The following is a 19,873-nucleotide window of genomic DNA, read 5'->3' on the forward strand; positions in this document are numbered from 1 at the left end:
CGCGCCGGCGCACTTCGTCGGTGAGGCCCGTGCCGCTGAAGCACTGAAGTCGGGCGTTCTCCGTGGCGTTACCCCGTGCCGTGAGGAGCCGCACCGTCCATGCCGATCGGCCCGATGGCGTTTGCCTGGTTGAGGGTGAACCACAGGGCGCCGTCCCGTCCCGTGGTGAGGGCACAGGGCCCGGCCGCGTGGTCGGCCACGGTGTGCTCTTCGATGGATATCTGGGGCACGTGGTTCAAAGGGACTTCCCCTGTCCGTGCTCGGTGGCGATGCGTTCGATGTCGGCCGGGGTTCCGGCCATGATGGTGCGGGCGTGTTCGGTGACCAGGTCGGCGGGCCAGTCCCACCAGGCTGCGCGCCGCAGCCGCTCGATGTCGGCGTCGTCGAAGCGCTGCCGGATCGGTTTGGCCGGGTTGCCGCCGACGATCGTGTAGGGCGGGACGTCGGCGGTGACTACGGCGCCGGCCGCGATGATGGCGCCGTCGCCAATCCGTACGCCGGGCATGACGGTCGCCCGGTACCCGAACCAGACGTCGCTGCCGACGACTGTGTCGCCGCGGCTGGGCATGGCGGTGACGATGTCCAGTGTCTGCTCGGCCCACCGGCCGCCGAACATGGTGAACGGGTACGTCGAGACGCCCATCGTCGGGTGCGCGGCGCCGGCCATCAGGAAGGTGGTTCCGGTGGCGATCGCGCAGTACTTGCCGATGGTGAGGCGTTCCGGGCCGTAGGCGTAGCGGACGTTGCGGTGCTCGAACTCCGTGGCGCCGTCCGGGTCGTCGTAGTAGGTGTACTCGCCCACGGTGATGTTCGGTGAGGTGACCAGCGGTTTGAGGAACACCACGCGGTCGTGGGCGGGCAGCGGGTGCACGGTGGTCGGGTCAGGGGACAAGGTCGGGTTCCTTTGCGTGGTTGCGGGGTGTAGCACTCGGCCCTGGTGGGGCGTCGCCGGGCCGGGGTCGGATCACCCTGGCCCGGTGGGGCTTCAGGTGTTCTCGGGGCTGGGCAGGGTGACCCACTCGATGAACTGGACGATCGTGCCGCTGGGGTCGGTGACCTGGAAGTCGCGTTCGCCTAGGGGGCCTCGGCAGCGGCATGCTGATGTCGACGCCCCCGGCGCGCAGCCGCTTCTCCCGGCCAAGGCGGTTGTTGTTGTCAACGGCTCTTCACGGATGCCTCGTTCGAGGTGGTGACCGCATCTGGATCGGTGGAACGACGCGGCTCCGCGGAGCCTTCCGCGGGCTTGGACCTCGCCAGCCACAGGCCACTGAACACGGCAGTGGCCAAAGTGACGGTGCCGGCGGCGAGGAAGGCGCTGTTGAGGCCGGACTCGAAGGAGGCGCCGCCGGATTGGCGGGCGCGGACGATGGCTCCGAGTACCGCCACACCGAGCACCGCGCCGATCTGCCGGGTGGTGCTGCTGATGCCTGATGCGAGGCCGCCTTCCTGCGGGCTGACTGCTTGGATGGCGGCGCCTGTCAGTGGGGACATGGCCAGTGCGAAGCCGATGCCGGCGAGTCCCAGCCGCCACCACACGTTCCCGTAGCCGGTGTCGGCGTGCACCGTGCCGAGCGCCAGCAGTCCCAGACCGGCCAGGGCCAGGCCGGTGGTGACCACGATTCGGAAGCCGTACCGGGCGGCGAGCCGGCCCGCGTACGGGCTGACGATCACCATGGCGAGGGATACCGGCAGGGTCTGCAGGCCCGCGCGCAGGATCGAGCTGCCCTGGACGTACACGAAGAACTGGGAGAAGAAGAACGAAGAGCCCATGAGCGCGAACCCCACCACGACCATGGCGGTGTTGGACACGGTGAACAGGCGCTGCCGGAACAGCCGCAGCGGCAGCATCGGAGCGGAACGACGGGCCTCGACGGCGACGAAGGCGGCGAGGAGGATCGCCGCGGCGGCGAAGCAGCCCAGGATGACCGGTGAGGTCCAGCCGCGGGCACCTCCCTCGATCAGCCCGTAGGTCAGTACCCCCACCGCCAGAACGGACAGCGCCGTGCCCGGGACGTCCATCGCGGGGGCGCCCGGGTTGCGGGACTCGCCGAGGCGGCGCAGGCCGACCAGCAGCAGGACCACGCCTATGGGCAGATTGATCAGGAAGATGGCGGGCCAGCCGAAGGCTTGTGCCAGCACGCCGCCGGCCACGGGGCCTGCGGCCAGACCGATTCCGCTGAGTCCGGCCCACAGTCCGATCGCCTTGATGCGTTCTCGCGGCACGGGATGGGCGGCGGCGAGCAGGGCGAGCGAGGCAGGGCTCAGCGCCGCGGCCCCGATGCCCTGCAGCACCCGGCCGGCGACCAGCCAGCCGAGCGAGGGCGCGAGGCTGCACAGCAGCGACGCGGCGGTGAACACCACCACGCCGGTCAGGTACACCCGCTTGCGGCCGAACCGGTCGGCGAAGACACCGCCGGACAGCAGCAGCATGGCGACGAGCAGTACGTACGCGTCGACGATCCATTGCAGTCCGGTCAACTGCGTGTGCAGCCGGTGCTGCATATCGGGCAGTGCCGCTCCAACGATCGTGTTGTCGAGCAGGACCATGAACTGGCCCAGGCAGGTCACCGTGAGCAGCACGGCCCGGTTTGATCGACTGCCTGCGGTCGCATGCGATGCAGCTATGGGATCCCCCTCAATCGTTGGTTGCGCCCGGACGCGGTCGACGCGGTGGCGATACACCTGAGCGCCCTAACGCAGTCAGCGACTGCGTTAGGGGACTATAGGGAGGATCGCCTCGTAAACGCAAGTCACGACTGCGTTAAGGTGGGAGGCGTGAACGAACGACAGCGAGCCCGGCGGCCCGGCGGGCGTAGCGCCCGCGTCGGCGCGCAGGTGCACCAGGCCGTCACCGACCTGATCAGTGAGCGCGGCTACGGCAACTTCACCGTCGGCGAGGTCGCAGCCCGCGCAGGCGTAGCCGACAGCAGCATCTACCGTCGGTGGGGCGGCCTGGAAACCCTGCTCACCGACGTGGCGCTCACCCGCCTCAACGCGCAGTCGCCGATGCCCGACACCGGGAGCCTCGCCGGCGACCTACGCACTTACGCGGCCCAAGTGGCCCGGGAGATCACCGGACCCGACGGTCCGGCGGTGCTGTACCTTGCCGTCGCCCTGTCGAACAGCGGTCAGCAGGGCCTGCGGGCTGGTGCCGACCTCCGCGCCGAACGCACCCGGCAACTGCAGTCCGTGCTCGATCGCGCCCGTGACCGTGGAGAGGACGCACCCGACGCGTTCGACGTGCTGGACCACATCCTGGCCCCGATGTATCTCCGCGTCTTGTTCGGCATGGGCCCGCTCACCCCGGACTACATCGACGGGTTGGTCGACCGATTGCTGTGACCTCGACCCGGTTCCCGCGATCAGCCCTCGGACGCGGTGCCAGGGCTCCGCGGGTGGTGCACTACCGAGATGTGGCTTCTTTGCGGTTGGCGGTGTTGGATCCCCACATGCCCTGACACCACACAACCGCGGTGTCGGCCCCGGTGGTTCGGTGGCCTGGAAGAGCAGGGCGGCGGTGTCGCCACGGGAAAGGCCGTGCGCACGGGGGGATGCGCTGCGAGGTGAAGACTTCTTTGCCGGCGGCGCTGATCGTGTCACCAAGCTGGGTGAGGGTGCCGCCGCGGTTGAGCATGAGGCGGGCGGCGGTGGTGCCGGCACCATCTGGGCGGCCGTGGTGTCGTTGCCGCCGACCTCCAGGGCGACGCCGGTCCCGTCCTCACGGGCCATGCTCACGCCGTAGCGGCCGGTGGAGAATTGGCCCACCCCGAGCGCCTGCGCGCCGCCGGGGCGCGGACACCGAGATCAAGCTCCTCGGCACGGTCCACCATCTCAACGAGCTGATCAAGCACGCATCCAAGATGTCTGCGCCGAGGTTGTCTGGAAGGTCCAGGGCGCGCCGGACCCGAACTGAGAGGCGTTCGCCCTGCGAGTCCTGGCAGTATGGACTGCGTGGCCATGTCCGAGAGGGCGGGTCGGGCAACGGCTTTGAAAACTATGGAGGTTGGAGGAGCAGGGTGAAAGACGTTCTGATCACCGGAGCCAGCAAGGGCATCGGGTTGGCGGTTTCCCGGCGGTTGGCGGAGGCGGGGTACGCGGTCATCGGTGTGGCTCGGAGCGCACCCGAGGGCGAGTTCCCCGGCACGTTCCTGCGGTGCGACCTCTCCGATGTCGAGGACACCGCGCGCATGGTCAAGGAGGTGACCCGGGGACGTGCGGTGTGTCGGGTGGTCAACAATGCGGGTATCGCCCAGCCCCAGCCCATCGAGGAGCTGGACTTGGCGGTCCTGCAACAGGTGGTGGACTTGAACCTGCGTGCTTCGGTTCAGATCGTCCAGGCGCTTGTCCCGGGTATGCGTTCGGAGAAGTTCGGTCGGATCGTGAACGTCACCTCACGGGCGACGTATGGGGCCCGGGACCGTACGTCCTATGCGGCGGCCAAGAGCGCCCTGGTGGGTTGCACGCGGTCGTGGGCGCTGGAGCTGGCTGCGGATGGCATTACGTCCAACGCGGTGTCCCCCGGCCCAACTGCGACGGAATTGTTCCATCGCGCGAGGACCGTCGGCAGTGAGGGTGAGCGAAGCGCGATTGCTTCGATTCCGATGGGGCGTCTGGGCACTCCCGACGACGTCGCCGCGGCTGTGGCGTTTTTGCTGTCCGACGAGGCGGGATTCATCACCGGCCATGTTCTCGATGTCGATGGCGGGAGCAGCTTGGGCGGGCGCTGAACGCGCTGTTCCTGAGACAGCGTTCTGCCGGGTTCGGGCCACCCGCACTTCGTCACCGACCCGGTCAGCCTCCTCGCAGGAGAGGCTCCCCGGCCCTTGGACCCCGCCTCCGTAACGCAGGACGCACTCGTACGAGGCACACTTCCCGTGGTGCTCGACGACCCGCGCGACGACGGCCAGCCGTGTCGTTCCGCGCACCTCCAGCCAGCACGTAGGCGTGCGACGCCTTCGAGGCGGCGGCGGCACCGGTCCAGTTGTCGCCGAGCCGGCTACATCCAGGAGGCTGGACAGACAGGCATCGCAGGTCGGATGCGTCGGATGCGCAGGACAGGGATTTTCACGGGCCCCTAACGCGACCCGGAGAGCCCGGCCATGCTCATGGTGCGGAAAATCTGGGGCGCTGCCTGGCCGGCCGTGGCAGGCTCCATGCATGTCGATCGTTGACGTGTCTGCCGAGGTGTCCCTCGCGTACGAGGGTTTCGGCGATCCGGGGGACCCGCCGGTCCTGCTCGTGATGGGATTCGGCGCGCAGATGCTGGCCTGGCACGAGGACTTCTGCCGGGCATTGGCGGACCGCGGCCGTTACGTGATCCGATACGACAACCGCGACTGCGGGCTGTCCACCAAGTTCGACCATCACCCCGTCGACATGGGTCAGTTCATTGCCGCCGTCAGCTCGGGTGACATTCCCGCCGCCCTCGCGATGGTTCCCTACCGACTGCTCGACATGGCCGGCGACGGCCTCGGTTTGCTCACCGCGCTCGGTATCGAACGCGCCCACGTGGTCGGCGCCTCGATGGGGGGAATGATCGCCCAGACGATGGCCATTTCCTGCCCGGAGCGAGTGCTGACGTTGACGTCGATGATGTCCTCGACCGGTGAGAGTGAATACGGCCGGGCCAGCCCGGAGGCCCAGGCCGTGCTGTTCGGTCCGAAGCCCGCAGACCGCGAGGGGTACGTCGCGGCGGCGGTGAAGGAACTGGTGTGGGCCTCCGAGCGCTACGGCAACGCCGCGGTGTTGCGTGAGCTGGCCGCCGAAAGCTACGACCGCTCCTACTACCCCGCGGGGATCGGACGACAGCTCGGCGCGATGATCCTCAGCGGTTCACGCGCGGACGCGCTTCGCGAGCTGAGGGTGCCGACGCTCGTGATCCACGGCTCGGACGACACGCTCATCGACCCCAGCGGTGGGAGACGCACCGCGGAGCTGGTGCCCGGCGCCGAACTCCTGCTGGTCCCCGACATGGGCCACGACCGCCCGCGCGAACTCTGGCCCCGTCTCATCGATGCCTTGGTGACCCACACCGGTTGACCAGGCACGGGCGTAGGGCCGGATGTCCAAGAGCACCCACGGTCGACCTACGGCCGGCTGCCCCGACGTCGCTCGCGACCGCGCCGAAATGCCGAGCCCGGCCGTCTCGGGTACACCCGTGCCGACGGGCCGCACCCCTACGGCACGAGCGTGCACCTGCCGGAGCCGTTCGACCTCGACCTCGACACCAGCAGTCTGTGACCGCGGAGCCGATCGCCACCGAGCCGGCGGGTTGCGCCTGGTACAGCCGTCACGGGGCGTTGGCGACCGGCGGAGACCACGACAGGTGGTGTTGAATGCGAACTGGCGGTGTCTGTCGACGGCAGTCCTGCTTGAACTGTTCGGGGTCCCCAGGAGAGCAATGACCGCTGAGATCGATGAGAACGAGGCCGGTGTGCACGAGCGGCTCGCCGGATACCGGGACCGCTTCAACGGGCTGTTCGCGGACTACTTCGACTCGGTCGCCGAACAGGGGCCTGCGGGCAACTCGTTCGTGCCCGAGGCGTTGGAACTGGTGCGGGACATGTCCCTGCGGGGCGGGAAGCGGCTGCGGGTCGCGCTGCTCTACGAGGCGGCGCGACTGGTGACTCCCGATGCCGTGCCCGGGCTGGACGAGGCCGCGCTCAGCATCGAGTTGTTGCAGACGCACGGGCTGATCCACGACGACATCATCGACGACTCCCCGGTGCGCCGGGGAGCGCCGTCGGTGTACTACGCCTACCGCGAGCGGTTCCCCGACCGTCCGCAGACGGCGTTGGGTCTGGCCGTCCTGGCCGGGGACCTGGCCGCGTTCCTCTCGGTCCAGGTGCTGCTGACCGCCCCGGTGCCCCGCGACCTGCGGCAGGCGCTGGCGGCCGTGCAGGCGACGGCGGGCGCGGACACGGTCCGCGGGCAGTTCCTCGACCTGGAGCGCGACTTCGGCCCGATGCCCGACCGTGCGGCGCTGGACACCGTGTCCGAGTACAAGAGCGCCCGGTACTCGGTGCTGGCCCCGTTGCAGCTGGGGCTGCTGGCGGCCGGCGCAGACGTCGCCGCTCATGAGAAGGAACTGGCCCGGTACGCGCGACTGCTCGGCGTGAGCGGGCAGCTGCGCGACGACTACCTCGACCTGTTCGCGGACGCAGACACGGTCGGCAAGCCGGCCGGATCGGATCTGCGCGAGGGCCGCCGCAGCTACGCGGTATGCGCGCTGCTGGCGGCGACGAGCGGCACGGAGCGGGCGGTCGTGGAGTCGGCGCTCGCCGGTCCGGGCTGCCCACCGCAGACCGTCGAACGGGTGCAGGACATCGCCCGGAGCCACGGCGTCGACAAGCAGCTGCTCGCCGAGATCCGCCAGGGTGCCGAGGAAGCGGCGGCCGTCGCGGCCACCTGGCGCGGGCGGTGGCGGGACGAAGCCGTCGAGTTCTTCGAGCAGCTGCCACTGTGGGGCGTGCTGCGCGCCCAGTGACCTCCCGTGTGGGGCCACGCCGGTGCGCTGTGCCTGGCAACGTCCACCGGGTTGCGTAACTGCTGGATGGAGTCTTGGCCGGTCTTGTAGCGTCACGATATGAGTGATGACGGCGGGACTCGGATCCGGTTAGCGGAGCAGGCGGATGCTGCCGTGATCGCGCGCATCCACATGGCCTCTCGGTCGGCGACCATGCCCTATCTGCCTCCGCAGAAGCGCAGTCACGAGCAGGTGACCCGGTGGTTCCGGGACGTCGTGCTCAAGCAGTGCCGCACCTGGGTCGCAGTGCGTGATGCGGAGATCATCGGCTATGCGGCCCTTGACGGTGACGTGCTCGAACACCTCTATCTGTGCCCGGACGTCCGTCGGCAGGGCATCGGCACGCTACTCCTCGACGAGGCCAGGCGGCACAGCCCTGACGGGATGTCCCTGCACGTCTTCCAGCAGAACACCGATGCCCGTGCGTTCTACGAACGCCGCGGTTTCACCGTCGTCGACACCAACGACGGCGATCGCAACATGGAGAACCTGCCCGACATGACCCTCCGCTGGGCACCGAACCGTGCGGTGGTCCAGTCGCACCCGCTATGAGTGACGGGGTTCCGGCATGCCATGCTCGGCCGTATGAAGATCGCTACGACCCAGCTCACCTGCGTCCCGGCCGACATATCCGCCAACGTTCGGCAGATGGTCGCCCTCGCCGGCGAGGCCCGTGTGCAGGATGCCGAGCTGGTGGTGTTCCCCGAGCTGGCGCTGACCGGGTACGAGCTCGAAGCCCTGAGCGCCGATCCGGGCCTGTGGGTGGACGCAGACGATCCGCGCCTGGACGCTGTCCGGGGGAGTGGTATCGCCACCGTCGTCAACTGCGCGGTCGACACGGGCGGAGCGCGTCCCGCTATCGAGACGCTGGTCTACGGAGCCGACGGTGAGCTGATCACCAGCTACCGGAAGCAACACCTGTACGAGCAGGAGCAGAGCGTGTTCGCGGCCGGGCAGCGGGACGGGCGATTCGAGCTCGGCGGACTGCGGTTCGCTCTGGCCACGTGCTACGACAACCACTTCTCCGAGCTCACCTGCCGCAGTGCCGCCGACGGCTGCCAGGTGCACCTGGCCAGCTCGCTGTACGGCACCGGCGGCGGGGTCGAGGAACGTGCAACGGTCTACCCGGGCATCGCCGAGGAAGCGAACCTGTACGTCGTACTGGCAAACCACGTCGGCCCGGCGGGTGTCTGGACCGGCTGCGGTGGTTCCGCGCTGTGGGCTCCGGGCGGTGCCCTTCTGGCGGAGGCCGATGCCGACCGGGCCATGGTGGTCACCGCCGAGGTCGGATAGGCCGCCGGGGATCAACGGCGGAGCCGGACGAGGAGCGCCGCCGCGGTGACGGTACCGGGGCCTCGCGTTCGGAACGCGCGTCCTATCCATGCCCCTCTCGAACCGGGTGCAGTCCACGCACTGCTCCCACGTGTCGGGCAAGAACGGACAGTCGGCGGCCGCCCTCCGCAGCAACGTGGCTCTTGCTTGTCAGCCACCGCGGGAGCGGCCGAGGGCGGCCTCATCCGGCGCGACGACTGCATCTCCTGCTGATCGCCCCATGCAGGCATGGCTGCCGACGCGTGGATGTCGGCTTCCGGTTTCAGTTCTCCGTGGAGGTGCGGCGGCGGGAGGCGAGGATCAGGCCGGCGCCGGTGGTGAGGGCGATGGCGGTGCCGCCGATCGCCCACGGGGTGGCGGGGCCGGCGCCCGAGGCGGCGAGCTGGGCGCCGGTGTTCCGGGCCGGCTTGGCGGTGTCCTGGCCGGGCGCGACGGCCGGCTTGGCGTCGGGGCCGCGGTCGCCGGCGTTGTGCGGGTGCTGCTCGCCGGTGGCGGGCTTGTTCGCCTCGCCGTGCTTGCCCTCGGTGCTGGGCGCGGGCTTGTTCTTGGCAGCGTCCTTGGCCGCTTCCTCGGCTGCGTCCTTGGCCGCTTGCTCGGCGAACCTCTTCGCATCGGCCTTGTCCTTGGCGCGGGCCTCGTACTGGCCGACCTCCAGGAAGTGGCGGATGTCCTCCATGGTGCCGTCCATCGCCTTGCTGGCAGCTTCCTTCACCTTGGGGCCGCCGTTGTGGAGGATCCGCATGGTCCGAACCCGGTCGTCGTCGTCTTGGGCCTGCTGCCGGCCGACCTCAAGGAAGCGCACCCGGTCCTCGGGAGTGCCGTTGAGTGCCGCCTCGGCAGCCTCCCGGACGCCGCGGCCGGAGTTCCGGTCGGAAAGGATATTGAGGATGGCGAAGCGGTTGTTCTCGTCGGCCTTCGCGTTCCCCTGGGTGTCCGGCTTGGCGTTCGGCGTCGCGTCAGGGGTGGAGCTGGCCGGCGACGTAGCGGTTTCAGCGGCGACCGCCGGAGAGGCGAACAGGACGGCAGGCGCTATCGCGGCAGCCGCGACGACAGACGAAATACGGGACAGCTTCACGCGTACCCTCACTTTCTCGGGAAAGTAGTAGTAAATATCTTGCAAACTATAAATGGGTGAGAATTTCCGCTGTAAGGGGGGTGGCGCCGCCCTGCTGCTGCCCCAGTCGCTGGGCCGATCCGGACTTCCACGACAGCAGGCGGAACCGCCCCAGCCCCCGCATGGACCTGTGCAAGAAGCCACGTGGACAGGGGAAACGCAACTTCGACATGGCCCGCAGGAGCAGCTACCTTCACCTGGACTTCGGCAATCGCCCACGGTCGCCCAGGAGTTCCTTCAGGCTCAGCCACCCGCGACGGGATGACTCGGTCACGTCCCACGAACCCTCACCCCCGTGTCCAAGCCACCGAACCGGATCCACACCAGGCACCCCCAACCAGGGAGAGACGCATGCCCCATCTTGCGCTGTACACATTCGGCGTCCTGAAGTCACCTCTCGCCGATCCCACACCTCTCACACGCGAACTCCACGACAGCGGCGCGGCCATCTACCCGAAGATCAGCCAGCATCCCGGATACCTCGCTCGTGCCGAAGCGGCAGACCGCAACCGGGGCACACACTTCGACTTGGACTGGGGTGCCTGGGGAGAGTTCGCCGTACCGACGTGGTACGACAAGGGCCGCACTGTGGAGACCATCGCCCTGGACGCGACCCTCTCGCTCTGGACCGACCTGCGCCCCGCCTTCGACGCCATCTACAGCGGTCTGCACCGTGCGGCGCTGAACAGGCGTTACGACTGGTTCGAGAGGACAGGACGCCCGAGTTACGTGCTCTGGTGGGTCTCCGACGACGTGATACCCACCTGGCAGGACGGGGTCTCCAGGCTGGAGTACCTCCACGACCACGGCTCCGCGCCGCACGCCTTCACCTTCCACCACTCGTTCGCCCCGGACGGGACTCCGACCAGGGGCAAAGACATCGGGCCGAAGAGCGACCAGGTTCGCTGACAAGGAAGCCTGAACGACTGGGTTCGCTGTCAAACGCCCGATTGAAGGACGGCGAACAGCAACGGCCTGGCTTTGTTCACGAGCACCCGGTTCTCGTGGACAAAGCCAACCGGCTCCGACTCCCCGGCGGGTTCTCTGGACTTCAGGGGTCGCGCACATATGTGGCTCAAGGTGCCGATGCAGTAGGGGCGTTGTACAGGTCGACCATCGTGCGTACGGGAGGCGGCAGCCAGTCTTCGGATGACGAGTCGTTCCGGGAGAGCTGTTCGAGTACCTCGGTGGACGTCGGGCGACTGTTCGGGTCGTGATCGAGGCACCGGGTGATGATGCCGACGAAGCGAGACGGCAACAGACCGAGGGCGGACTCCAGGGATTCACCGTCCGTGAGCGGCCTGGCTCCGGTGGCGTGGCAGAGCACCATGCCAAAGGCGTAGAGGTCTGTGGCGTGCGTGATCGATGCGCCGGTGAGCTGTTCCGGGGCGAGGAACCCCTGTGTGCCGACGACGTGGTGGGTGCGGGTGAGTGCGGTGCTGTCGAGAGTTCGGGCGATGCCGAAGTCGATGACGCGAGGACCCGTACCGGAGATGATGATGTTGCTGGGTTTGAGGTCGCGGTGGATGATGCCGCAGGCATGGATGCGCTCGAGCGCTTCGGCGACGCCGACGGCAAGGGTATGAAGGGTTCTTGTGGGCAGGGCGCTGCCCGGGAGACTCGTCGAGGGCGCCGCCCAGGGTCGCGTTGATCTCCTCGCGGGAGGTGAGGGTCCGGTCCAGGCTCATGGCGCCGACGATGCCGCGCAGCGTGGTGACGGTGAGCTGCTCGATCGCCTGGACGTAGCCGGCGACTTCGTAGGTCGCGGCGCAGGCGTCCGTCACGCTGGTAACAGATGACAGTGTCGATGTTCACGACCAGGTTGTCCTGGGCGATCACCGGCTGCGGCGGGAAGGGAACCACCTGCTCACGGAGGTCGATGCGGTCGCCGACCTTGTCGACGAACACCAGAACGGTCAGGACGATCAAGATCGGTTCCACGGCGGCTCCCCTGCCCCTCGACCGTCCTCGCACTGGCGTCAGACAGTGCCGGGCAGGAGTCTTCCAGAACCACCGCACAAGTGGGCTTGAGTTGACGGACATCAGGCCGGGTGCTCGCCCAACGGCGGGTTCTGAGCGGGTTGTTGGTGATGGTGTGGGACAGGTCTAGCGCACGTGATGGTCGGTCACCAGCATCACGTCCGCCGTCGCGGGTCGTGGGCGCGAAGGGCCCGCTGACGAGCGGTGCCGACCGGATCGGCCGGGCCGGCGACAGTCATCCACTACCACAGGTCAGAAGGGTGACGAGGCGAAGCTGATCCGGATCCTTCGCCATCCTTGCGCGACGCCCTGGCTCACCTCGGTGCGGAGTCGAGCCGGTGGCCGCACGGAGCCCACTGGCGATCGTCCGGCCTGGAATGACGCACCTTGACGGCGCGAGTGGATCAAGGCGCGAGCGAGGGGGCTTCGCGGATGCCGAATTCGCGGCGCAGTGCCGAGCGGGCCGCGAGGTAGCCGCACATGCCGTGCACGCCGGGGCCGGGGGGAGTGGCGGCGGAACACAGGTAGAGACCGCGGAGCGGAGTGCGGTACGGGTCGGTCTGGGGGACGGGACGGGCCAGGCTCTGCTTGAGCGTCATCGCTCCTGCACCGATGTCCCCGCCCACGTAGTTGGGGTTGTACTTCTCGTAGGCGGCGCCGGTGATACTGCGGTGGGCCAGGATGGTGTCGGTGAATCCAGGGGCGTACCGCTCGATCTGGCCCCGGATCAGGTCGTAGGGATCGGTGGTGCTGCCGTGCGGCAGGTGCGCGTACGCCCATATCGGGCGCTTCCCGCGGTGTGCTCTGCCGGGATCGGCGACCGCCGGGTCGACGAGCAGGACGAACGGTTCGCCGGTGGCGACGCCGCGGGCGGTGAGGGTCTCCTGCCGGAAGATGCCGTCCTGGGTGCCGCCGAGGTGCACGGTTGGGGCCTTGGCGGTCTCCGGGGCGGCCCACGGAACGGGGCCGGATACGAGGAAGTCGACCTTGGCGGCGGCGGGCCCGTAGCGGAACCGCGCCAGCCGGGCGCGGTAGCGGGCCGGCAGCCGGTCACCTGCGAGCTGCAGCAGACCCTTGGGTGCGACGTCGAGCAACACGGCCTGGGCGGGCGGTAGTTCACGCAGGTCCACGATGTGCCGGCCGGTGTGGAACACCCCGCCGTGGGCGGTGATGTCGGCAGCGAGGGCATCGGCGATCCGTGCGCTGCCACCGCGCGGGAGCGGCCAGCCGGTGGTGTGTGCCAGATGGCCCAGGAGCAGGGCGACGGTGGCGCCGGCCAGGGTGGGGAGCCGGCCGACCGCGTGGGCTGCGACGCCGGCGAGGAGGGCGCGGGCGGGTTCGTCGGTGAACTGGCGGGTGGCCAGCGGGGTGCCGTGCGCGAGGAGGCGGGGCGCGAGACGGAGCGCGGTCGCCGCCGCTCCCGGCAGGGCCCGTGGCCCGGAGAGGATCAGATCGACCAACTCGCCGCTGTGGTCGAGCAGTGGCCGCATGAGGGACCGCCAGCGGGTCCCGTCCGGGCCGAGTGCCGCGCAGGTGCGTTCGACGTCGTGGTAGGCGATGGCGCTGCGGCCGCCGGGGAGGGGGTGGGCGTAGCCGGCCTCGGCACGCAGGAGGTCCACGTCCCGGCCGGTCAGGTCGAACTCGGTGAAGAAGGGGGATGCGGCGGCCATCGGGTGCACCGCGGCACAGATGTCGTGGTGGATGTCGCTGTCGAAGAGGGGCTCGGTGCGCAGCCCGCCGCCGATGGTGCCGTGTGCTTCGTACAGCTCCACCCTGAGTCCGGCGCGGGCGAGGGTCACGCCTGCCGCGAGCCCGTTGGGGCCGGTGCCCACGATGATGGCGTCGGGTGTCATGCCGGGGCCTCCTGGACTTCGGCGAGTCTGCGGTAGAGGCCGTTGCCCGCGTGGAGTTCGGCGTGGGTGCCGCTGGCCTGCACGCTGCCGCCGTCCAGGACAATGATCTTCTCGGCCTGGGAGATGGTGGAGAAGCGGTGGGCGATGGCGACGACGGCGCAGTGGCGGGCGATGATGTCGATGCTGTCGCGCAGCGCCGCCTCCGATTCCCCGTCGAGACTGGCGGTCGCTTCGTCCAGCAGGACGATCCTGGGCCGTTGCAGCAGTGCACGGGCGATGGCCAGGCGCTGGCGCTGCCCGCCGGACAGGCCCGCGCCGCGTTCGCCGAGCTCGGTGTCCAGGCCGTCGGGAAGGGCCGCGATCACGTCGGTGAGATGGGCCTTGTCGAGGGCGTCGGCGATCTCGCGGGCGGTGGCGTCGGGGGCGGCGTAGGTCAGGTTCTCGCGTACGGTGCCGCGCAGCAGGGTGTGGTCCTGGTCGACGTAACCGACGAGGGAGCGCAGCCGGCCGAGCGGCAGGGAGGCGATGTCGATGCCGCCCATGCGGATGGTGCCGGACGTCGGCGCGTAAAGGCGCTCGATCAGTTGGAACACCGTGCTCTTGCCCGCGCCGGAGGGGCCGACGACGGCGGTGAGTCCGCGCTCGGGGACGGTGAAGGACACGCTGTCGAGGACGGTGGTGTCGCTGCCCGGGTAGGCGAAGGACACCTTCTCGAAGCTGATGCGGTGCCCGTCGAGGGCCATGTCGGAGCCGGGGCCGGTGTCCTCCTGGTCGAGCGTGCCGAGCTCGGCGATCCGGTCGATGGAGGCCCTGCCCTGCTGGAACTGGGCGACGGACATGAACAGCATCACCAGCGGGGACACCAGGTAGAAGAGGTACATCATGAAGGCCGTCAGGTCGGCGGGTGCCATGTCGCCGGTGGCGACACGCGCCATGCCCCAGGCGATGACGACGGTCAGCGCGATCTGCGTGCCCACGTTCATGGCCGGGGTGAGCATCGCCGACAGGGCGGAGACCCGGATGCCGGAGCGCCGGGCCTGCCGGGCGAGGGCGGAGACGTGGTCGCTCTCGCGCCCCTCCGCGCGTGACGCCTTGACGGTCGGCAGGGCTCCCAGGACCCGCAGGAGGGCGGAGCCGAAGGCACTGGTGTCCTCGCGGTTGGTCACCGACACCCGGCGGACCTGGCGGGCGAGGAGCAGGGAGATCACACTCGCGAGGCCGAGACAGCCGAGGGTCGTGACGAGCAGCAGCGGATCGAGCCGGCCCATCATCGTGATCCCGCCCAGGACCATGAAGGCACTGGTGACGATCTGGGCCAGCGCCTGCGTCAGGCAGACCCGGGCCAGGGAGGTGTCGGTGACCATCCGGGTGAACACGTCGCCCTGGTCCCAACGGCGGTACGACTGAAGCCTGGAGCGCAGCAGCCGGGCGGCGAGGGTGTGCCGGATGTCGTAGACGACGTTCTCGCCGGCGCGGCCGATGGCGTAGGCGTGGGCGGTGGCGAGGGCCGCGTCGGTGGCGAACAGGGCGACGGCCAGGAGGACGGGTCCGGTCAGCGGCAGATCCGCCGCCACGGACTTGATCATCTCGCCGATGACCAGTGGCTGGGCGAGGGTCGCCGCCGCACCCGCGACGCCGAGGACCGTCCCGGTCAGCAGCAGGGCGGCGTGTCCGCGGGCGATCTCCCAGACGTTCACACCGCTGCCTTGACGTAGGTGGTGACGAACATGGGGGATTGTTCGGTGTACGGGGTCCCGTGCCAGTCGGCGCTGCGGTTCTCGGGCCGCAGGCCGGCGGCCCGGGCGTAGCCGTCGACCTCGTCCGGGGTGGTGAGCCGGGAGAGTTCGGTGCCGACGCGGGTGCGGCCGTCGGACTCGTACCAGATGTGCGAGCAGTGCCACAGGCTGCCCTCGGTCAGCAGGACGGAATGGGTCTGGAGACCGGTGCCGGGTTCCGGGTACGGGGTGAAGTAGGTGGTGCGGGCGCGGCCTTCGTGCAGCGCGAGGACGGCGGCCTTGTTGTGGGTCTCCACGACGAGGCGTCCTCCGGGCGCGAGCAGGTCGGCGGCACGGTGGATCGCCCGCTGTTGGTCGTCGGGGTCGAGCAGCATGGACAGGGTGCCGCAGACGCAGTAGACGAGTCCTGCGGTGTGCTCCGCCGTGTAGGTGCGGATGTCGCCGTGCACGGGCTCGACGGGGGTGTCGTGATGGAGGGCGGTGCGCAGGGCGGCGAGCATCTCGGGGGAGGAGTCGATGCCGGTGATCCGGCCGACGCGTCGGGCCAGCGGCAGCGCGATCCGGCCGGTGCCGACGCCGAACTCGACCGTTCCGGCGGCCGGTTCGGGGTGCAGGGCGGCCAGTCGCTCGGCGGTGACGGCGGCGGACTCGTCCTTGGGGAAGAGCCGGTCGTACCAGCCGTCGAACTGCCGCCCGTAGCCGATGTCGTCGACGGTACCGGCCGGCTGGGGGGTGGCGATCGTGTTCACCGGGTGGGCTTCTTCCGCTTGATCTCCACTCCGGCCGCGATGAAGAGGGCGACACCGGCGCCCATCGCGATGGGGATGTTGACGGTGCCGGTGGCGGTCAGGAAGCCGAGGACGGCGAGCCCGACGGCCAGGCATCCGGCGACTGCGGACTTGTTCATGGTTGTGCTCTCCTTGCTGCCGTCCCGGACGGCCTGTCCAGGCGGCTGGTACGGCTTTGCGGGCTACTTCTTGAGGAGACCGAGGGCGATGACGGCGGCGATCACGACTCCGACGGCGATGATGATGTAGGGCGCCATCCTCATGCCTCCACCGTGGTCCCGGCCCGTACGGCGGGTGGGGAGAGGGTCGCCCCTGGGGCGAACGGGATGTACGGCGAGACGAACACCATCTCGGGGGTGTGCGTGGTGTCGTAGCCGGTGGCACGGGCCAGTGCGAACTGGAAGCCGTTGATCTCGCGGGCACCTGTGCCCCGGTCCAGGAGGGTGGCGCGCAGGTGCTCGGTGAGTGTGCGGTATCCGGCGGTGCGGGTGACGACGGCGAAGCCCTTGTCGATGACGTGCAGGATCTCGCTGCAGATGTCGAAGATCGCTTTCTCGGGACGCCGCGTCGGGAACCAGGCGATCTGCCAGGGCTTGCGGCCCTCGATCACGTCAAGTCCCTGCCACGGTGAGGTGGTGCCTTCGGTGCCGAGGGTGCGGTACACGAAGTGATAGTCGTGCGTCGCCGGAGTCGGCGCGAAGAAGCGCCAGTTGGGCAGCATGGAGAAGGTGTCCTTGAGCTGCAACCGGTTGAACATGGGGTTCGGGTGCTGGATGGCGAGGGTGCTGACCAGCATGGCCGCGCCGGCGATGCGCCAGCCGGCGCCCTTGCCGGTGAACAGGTCCGCGGCGGCGGTGCGTGGGGTGGTCACTTGCCGGACTCCTTTCCTGTGGTCGGTTCGGCTGCTGTGCCGGGCGCGCCGGTCGTGGTGGTTTCGAAGAATTCGGTGATGCGGTCGGCCACTTGGTGGGCGTAGCGGCCCATGGTGAGGACCGTGTCGTGGCCGGCGCCCTCGATGACGACGGTCTTGGTCCGGCCGTCGCGGTGGGCGTCGGCGAGTTCCTTGTGCATCAACAGCTGGTCGGGGTCGCGGTCGACGGTCTGTTGGGCGGAGACGACGAGACCGTGTGCCCCGTGGATGGGGGCCAGTGCACCGGAGAAGGCCCGGAAGTCGGCTTCCACGGCGTTCCATTCACGGCGCCCCGCGTCCCACATCCGTACGTCGGCGTACTGGGCGAACACCTTCTTGCGGTAGGCGACGGGCAGGGACTCCATCCAGTCCGGGGGTGCCATGAGGATGCCGGTGCCCAGCCTCAGGTACCAGGTCATCTGGGTGAGTGCGGTGTGCAGTTTGCCGGCGGTGTCACGCTGCTGCTGCGAGCGGTTGAGCTCGTCGGGGTGCGAGGCGTCCAGGTAGACGACACCGTGCAGACGGTCGCCGAGCTGCTGGGCTGCGCGGCGGGCTATTTCGCCGCCGAGGGAGTGGCCGACGAGGATCACCTTGCGGTGTGGGGCGACGGCCCCGTTGACGAGGTCGACGAGATCGTCGACGGACTGCCCGAGGGTGAAGCGGCCGGGCGAGCGGTAGCGGCTGCCGGCGTACCCTGCGCGGGCGTAGGTGAGGACGCCGTGCTCGGTGTCCTGGGCCAGGCGTTCGGTGATCCATGCGAAGTGCTCGCTGGTGGAGACCATGCCGGCGGCGAACACGAAGACCGGTTGGGTGCCGTCGCCGGGGGACAGCACCTCGTACTGGAGCTCGTTGCCGTGGCGGGTGGTCAGCACGCGGGAGGTGTGCCATCCCTCGGTGGCGCGCAGCCGCCGCTGCACGGCGGTGCCCGCAGCGGCGGCGGTGGCCGCGGCGAGCAGGGCCAGCGCGGTGGGCAGCGCGCGGTCGTCCCGTCCGGCGGCGGCCGGGTGGCTGCGCGGGGTCGAGGTGTAGGCGACCATCGGGTGCATGGCGGTGAAGGCGGTCACGAATCGGCCGAGCCCCATGAAGTAGCCGTTGGCCAGGTGGAAGGCGGCGGCACTCGCGATGAAGGGGCGGGCCAGTCGGCCGCCGCAGGTATAGGCGAGCGGGAAGAGGCACTCCAGTGCCAGCACGCCGTGGGTGAGGTACTTGGCGGCTTTGGGGTGGTCCTGGGTCCACCGGAACATGCCGGGGTGACCGTAGGTGCGGGTGCGCATGACACCGCCGAGCGCACTGGCGTCGCGCCAGGGCTCGCCGATGAGTTTGACCCAGCCGGAGATGACGTACGAGAGGTTCGCCTGTAGCGCGACGTACCAGAGCAGGGCGTCCTTGGCCGGCGCGGAGCGGGTCAGCCGGGCGGCACCGGTGGCGGTCTGTACGAGGATCGCGACCTGGTCGGAGCCGTCGGTGCCGTAGCGGTGGCGCGGGTAGAGCAGTGCGGAGCTTGCGCCGAGGAAGGCGTTTCCGGCGCCGCGCCAGCGGGAGTTGCCGGGCAGCAGCATGCCGGCGGCGACGGTCGCGCGGGTGAGGTGCAGGGCGGTCGTGGTCCTCGGGCCGCTGACGGCGTTCAGCAGACGGCGGACGACCGGTGTGGATTGGGCCTGGACGTCCTTGACGATGTTCCAGTCGTTGAGGCCGCCCTGGCGTATCTCCTTGCGTTGCGAGAGGTATTCGAGGGACGACGTCAGCGTGGTGACGGCGGTGAGCCGCTCGGACAGGCCGAGGGCGCGGTCCCGGCTCACCGGTGCGGGGGCGAATACCGCGGCGGCAATCTTCTTGACGAACTTCACGTGATCTCTTTCGCAGTGCCCGTGGCACGGACGGACTGGGGGCGCCCGGCGGGCGCATCCGTGTCTGCCGGGCCGGGATCCGCCTCTGGCCCGGCAGACAGTCGATGCACCTGTTCCGGTCAGGGAACGGTGGGTGTTATCCGTTGCGGCCGGCCTCGAAGGCGCCGACGACGGCGGAGGAGATCGCAATGCCCCCCATGAAGGCGGCCGGGGTGGCCAGCACCGGAGTGGCCATGGGGAAGATGGCGCCCTCCTCCGGGAGCTCCATCTCGTTCGCTGCTGCGGCGACGTCGATCATGTTCGTGTCCTTTCGGGTGGCCGGGACCGGTGCGGTGCCCGGACGCGGCCAGGTGAATGCGGTGGTGCTGCGGAAAGGGAGCCGGCCGGGCCGGCAGGACGGGTGCGGCTCCGGTCAGCCGACCGCGCGGCCGAGGGCGTAGGCACCGCCGACCACGGTGGCGCCGCCGACGAAGGCGCCGACGGCCTTGGCGCCGCCGATGGCCGCGAGGGCGGCGGCGGGGGTCGCCAGGACCGGGGTCTGGTCGGAGTGGGCCTCGCCCGTCTCGATGGCTCCGAGGTCCAGGCCGTTGACGAAGGAAACGATCTCGGTCATGGGAATGCTCGCTTTCGGTGTTCTGGGATCCAAGCCGCCTGACGGATCGTCAGGAGTGTCCGGCGGCAGGGGGATACAAGCACCCATGTGCAGAAATGGGATATGGCGCAGGTCACAGGAAAATGCGGAGCGCGCCTCGGCGATCACTGACAGTTGTCACATGCGGTCGTGACAG

Annotated in this window: 21 protein-coding genes and 2 pseudogenes; 8 read left to right on the forward strand and 15 right to left on the reverse strand. The window is 69.5% G+C overall.

Features of this window, described 5'->3' with window-relative positions:
• Positions 1–68: 68 nt before the first annotated feature.
• From K2224_RS38745 to K2224_RS38760, 4 genes are all read right to left on the reverse strand, one after another.
• Positions 69–239: a hypothetical protein gene (locus K2224_RS38745; RefSeq protein WP_369359962.1), complete on the reverse strand. Its 171-nt coding sequence runs from the start codon at positions 237–239 to the stop codon at positions 69–71.
• Positions 236–892: a CatB-related O-acetyltransferase gene (locus tag K2224_RS38750; protein WP_221911773.1), complete on the reverse strand. Its 657-nt coding sequence runs from the start codon at positions 890–892 to the stop codon at positions 236–238. Before K2224_RS38750 ends, K2224_RS38745 begins: the two co-directional genes overlap by 4 nt.
• A 93-nt stretch (positions 893–985) precedes the next feature.
• Positions 986–1,141: a hypothetical protein gene (locus tag K2224_RS38755; protein WP_221911774.1), complete on the reverse strand. Its 156-nt coding sequence runs from the start codon at positions 1,139–1,141 to the stop codon at positions 986–988.
• A 14-nt stretch (positions 1,142–1,155) separates the two neighbouring features.
• A complete protein-coding gene (locus K2224_RS38760) occupies positions 1,156–2,625 on the reverse strand; it encodes an MFS transporter (RefSeq protein WP_260693935.1) in 1,470 nt (489 codons plus the stop codon).
• A 150-nt stretch (positions 2,626–2,775) separates the two neighbouring features.
• Between K2224_RS38760 and K2224_RS38765 the strand changes: the two genes are divergently transcribed.
• The 7 genes and pseudogenes from K2224_RS38765 (at position 2,776) to K2224_RS38790 (ending at position 8,818) form a co-directional block, all read left to right on the forward strand.
• On the forward strand, positions 2,776–3,342 hold the full coding sequence (locus tag K2224_RS38765; protein ID WP_221911775.1) for a TetR/AcrR family transcriptional regulator: 567 nt from the start codon (positions 2,776–2,778) through the stop codon (positions 3,340–3,342).
• Between the two features lie 674 nt (positions 3,343–4,016).
• Positions 4,017–4,727 carry an SDR family oxidoreductase gene (locus K2224_RS38770; protein ID WP_221911776.1) on the forward strand — a complete coding sequence of 237 codons (711 nt, stop codon included), beginning with the start codon at positions 4,017–4,019 and terminating at the stop codon, positions 4,725–4,727.
• Between the two features lie 430 nt (positions 4,728–5,157).
• Positions 5,158–6,039 (forward strand): alpha/beta fold hydrolase, encoded by an 882-nt coding sequence (locus K2224_RS38775; protein ID WP_221911777.1) that lies wholly within the window; start codon positions 5,158–5,160, stop codon positions 6,037–6,039.
• Between the two features lie 90 nt (positions 6,040–6,129).
• Positions 6,130–6,240, forward strand: a pseudogene (locus K2224_RS41245) (Uma2 family endonuclease); the annotation flags it as partial.
• 160 nt (positions 6,241–6,400) lie between these two features.
• Positions 6,401–7,486, forward strand: coding sequence for a polyprenyl synthetase family protein (locus tag K2224_RS38780; RefSeq protein ID WP_221911778.1), 1,086 nt, complete (start codon positions 6,401–6,403; stop codon positions 7,484–7,486).
• Positions 7,487–7,585: 99 nt separating this feature from the next.
• Positions 7,586–8,077, forward strand: a complete 492-nt coding sequence (locus K2224_RS38785; protein WP_221911779.1) for a GNAT family N-acetyltransferase — start codon at positions 7,586–7,588, stop codon at positions 8,075–8,077.
• Positions 8,078–8,110: 33 nt separating this feature from the next.
• Complete coding sequence (locus K2224_RS38790; protein ID WP_221911780.1) at positions 8,111–8,818, forward strand: carbon-nitrogen hydrolase family protein; 708 nt, start codon at positions 8,111–8,113, stop codon at positions 8,816–8,818.
• A gap of 301 nt (positions 8,819–9,119) precedes the next feature.
• On the opposite strand, the gene K2224_RS38795 is transcribed toward K2224_RS38790, so the two are convergent.
• Positions 9,120–9,944, reverse strand: a complete 825-nt coding sequence (locus K2224_RS38795; RefSeq protein WP_221911781.1) for an ALF repeat-containing protein — start codon at positions 9,942–9,944, stop codon at positions 9,120–9,122.
• Positions 9,945–10,322: 378 nt separating this feature from the next.
• Here K2224_RS38795 and K2224_RS38800 point away from each other — a divergent pair, with 378 nt between their 5' ends.
• Positions 10,323–10,880: a DUF3291 domain-containing protein gene (locus K2224_RS38800; RefSeq protein ID WP_221911782.1), complete on the forward strand. Its 558-nt coding sequence runs from the start codon at positions 10,323–10,325 to the stop codon at positions 10,878–10,880.
• Positions 10,881–11,046: 166 nt separating this feature from the next.
• Here K2224_RS38800 and K2224_RS41540 read toward each other — a convergent pair whose 3' ends face one another.
• The 10 genes and pseudogenes from K2224_RS41540 to K2224_RS38840 form a co-directional block, all read right to left on the reverse strand.
• Positions 11,047–11,574, reverse strand: coding sequence for a serine/threonine-protein kinase (locus tag K2224_RS41540; protein WP_313904839.1), 528 nt, complete (start codon positions 11,572–11,574; stop codon positions 11,047–11,049).
• A gap of 4 nt (positions 11,575–11,578) precedes the next feature.
• Positions 11,579–11,861, reverse strand: a pseudogene (locus K2224_RS41545) (paraslipin); the annotation flags it as partial.
• 494 nt (positions 11,862–12,355) lie between these two features.
• Positions 12,356–13,804, reverse strand: a complete 1,449-nt coding sequence (locus tag K2224_RS38810; protein ID WP_221911783.1) for an NAD(P)/FAD-dependent oxidoreductase — start codon at positions 13,802–13,804, stop codon at positions 12,356–12,358.
• Positions 13,801–15,501 (reverse strand): ABC transporter ATP-binding protein, encoded by a 1,701-nt coding sequence (locus tag K2224_RS38815; protein WP_221911784.1) that lies wholly within the window; start codon positions 15,499–15,501, stop codon positions 13,801–13,803. Before K2224_RS38815 ends, K2224_RS38810 begins: the two co-directional genes overlap by 4 nt.
• Positions 15,498–16,289, reverse strand: a complete 792-nt coding sequence (locus tag K2224_RS38820; protein ID WP_260693818.1) for a trans-aconitate 2-methyltransferase — start codon at positions 16,287–16,289, stop codon at positions 15,498–15,500. The genes K2224_RS38815 and K2224_RS38820 overlap by 4 nt, the downstream gene beginning before the upstream one ends.
• Positions 16,286–16,447, reverse strand: a complete 162-nt coding sequence (locus K2224_RS41250) for a hypothetical protein (RefSeq protein ID WP_235094866.1) — start codon at positions 16,445–16,447, stop codon at positions 16,286–16,288. Before K2224_RS41250 ends, K2224_RS38820 begins: the two co-directional genes overlap by 4 nt.
• A gap of 140 nt (positions 16,448–16,587) precedes the next feature.
• A complete protein-coding gene (locus K2224_RS38825; RefSeq protein ID WP_221911786.1) occupies positions 16,588–17,199 on the reverse strand; it encodes a hypothetical protein in 612 nt (203 codons plus the stop codon).
• Complete coding sequence (locus tag K2224_RS38830; RefSeq protein WP_221911787.1) at positions 17,196–19,085, reverse strand: alpha/beta fold hydrolase; 1,890 nt, start codon at positions 19,083–19,085, stop codon at positions 17,196–17,198. Before K2224_RS38830 ends, K2224_RS38825 begins: the two co-directional genes overlap by 4 nt.
• A gap of 136 nt (positions 19,086–19,221) precedes the next feature.
• Entirely contained in the window at positions 19,222–19,383 is a 162-nt protein-coding gene (locus K2224_RS38835) for a hypothetical protein (protein WP_221911788.1), read from the reverse strand.
• A gap of 114 nt (positions 19,384–19,497) precedes the next feature.
• Positions 19,498–19,698: a hypothetical protein gene (locus K2224_RS38840; RefSeq protein WP_205369096.1), complete on the reverse strand. Its 201-nt coding sequence runs from the start codon at positions 19,696–19,698 to the stop codon at positions 19,498–19,500.
• Positions 19,699–19,873 lie beyond the last annotated feature (175 nt).

The organism is Streptomyces sp. BHT-5-2 (assembly GCF_019774615.1).
In the GTDB taxonomy this organism is placed as follows: Bacteria; Actinomycetota; Actinomycetes; order Streptomycetales; family Streptomycetaceae; genus Streptomyces.

What these genes read in the sequence shown, in the direction of transcription:
- K2224_RS38775 (WP_221911777.1), top strand. Translation starts at nt 5,158, where the DNA reads ATGTCGATCGTTGACGTGTCTGCCGAGGTGTCCCTCGCGTACGAGGGT.
- K2224_RS38780 (WP_221911778.1), top strand. Translation starts at nt 6,401, where the DNA reads ATGACCGCTGAGATCGATGAGAACGAGGCCGGTGTGCACGAGCGGCTC.
- K2224_RS38785 (WP_221911779.1), top strand. Translation starts at nt 7,586, where the DNA reads ATGAGTGATGACGGCGGGACTCGGATCCGGTTAGCGGAGCAGGCGGAT.
- K2224_RS38790 (WP_221911780.1), top strand. Translation starts at nt 8,111, where the DNA reads ATGAAGATCGCTACGACCCAGCTCACCTGCGTCCCGGCCGACATATCC.
- K2224_RS38800 (WP_221911782.1), top strand. Translation starts at nt 10,323, where the DNA reads ATGCCCCATCTTGCGCTGTACACATTCGGCGTCCTGAAGTCACCTCTC.
- K2224_RS38810 (WP_221911783.1), bottom strand. Translation starts at nt 13,804, where the DNA reads ATGACACCCGACGCCATCATCGTGGGCACCGGCCCCAACGGGCTCGCG.
- K2224_RS41250 (WP_235094866.1), bottom strand. Translation starts at nt 16,447, where the DNA reads ATGAACAAGTCCGCAGTCGCCGGATGCCTGGCCGTCGGGCTCGCCGTC.
- K2224_RS38835 (WP_221911788.1), bottom strand. Translation starts at nt 19,383, where the DNA reads ATGATCGACGTCGCCGCAGCAGCGAACGAGATGGAGCTCCCGGAGGAG.
- K2224_RS38840 (WP_205369096.1), bottom strand. Translation starts at nt 19,698, where the DNA reads ATGACCGAGATCGTTTCCTTCGTCAACGGCCTGGACCTCGGAGCCATC.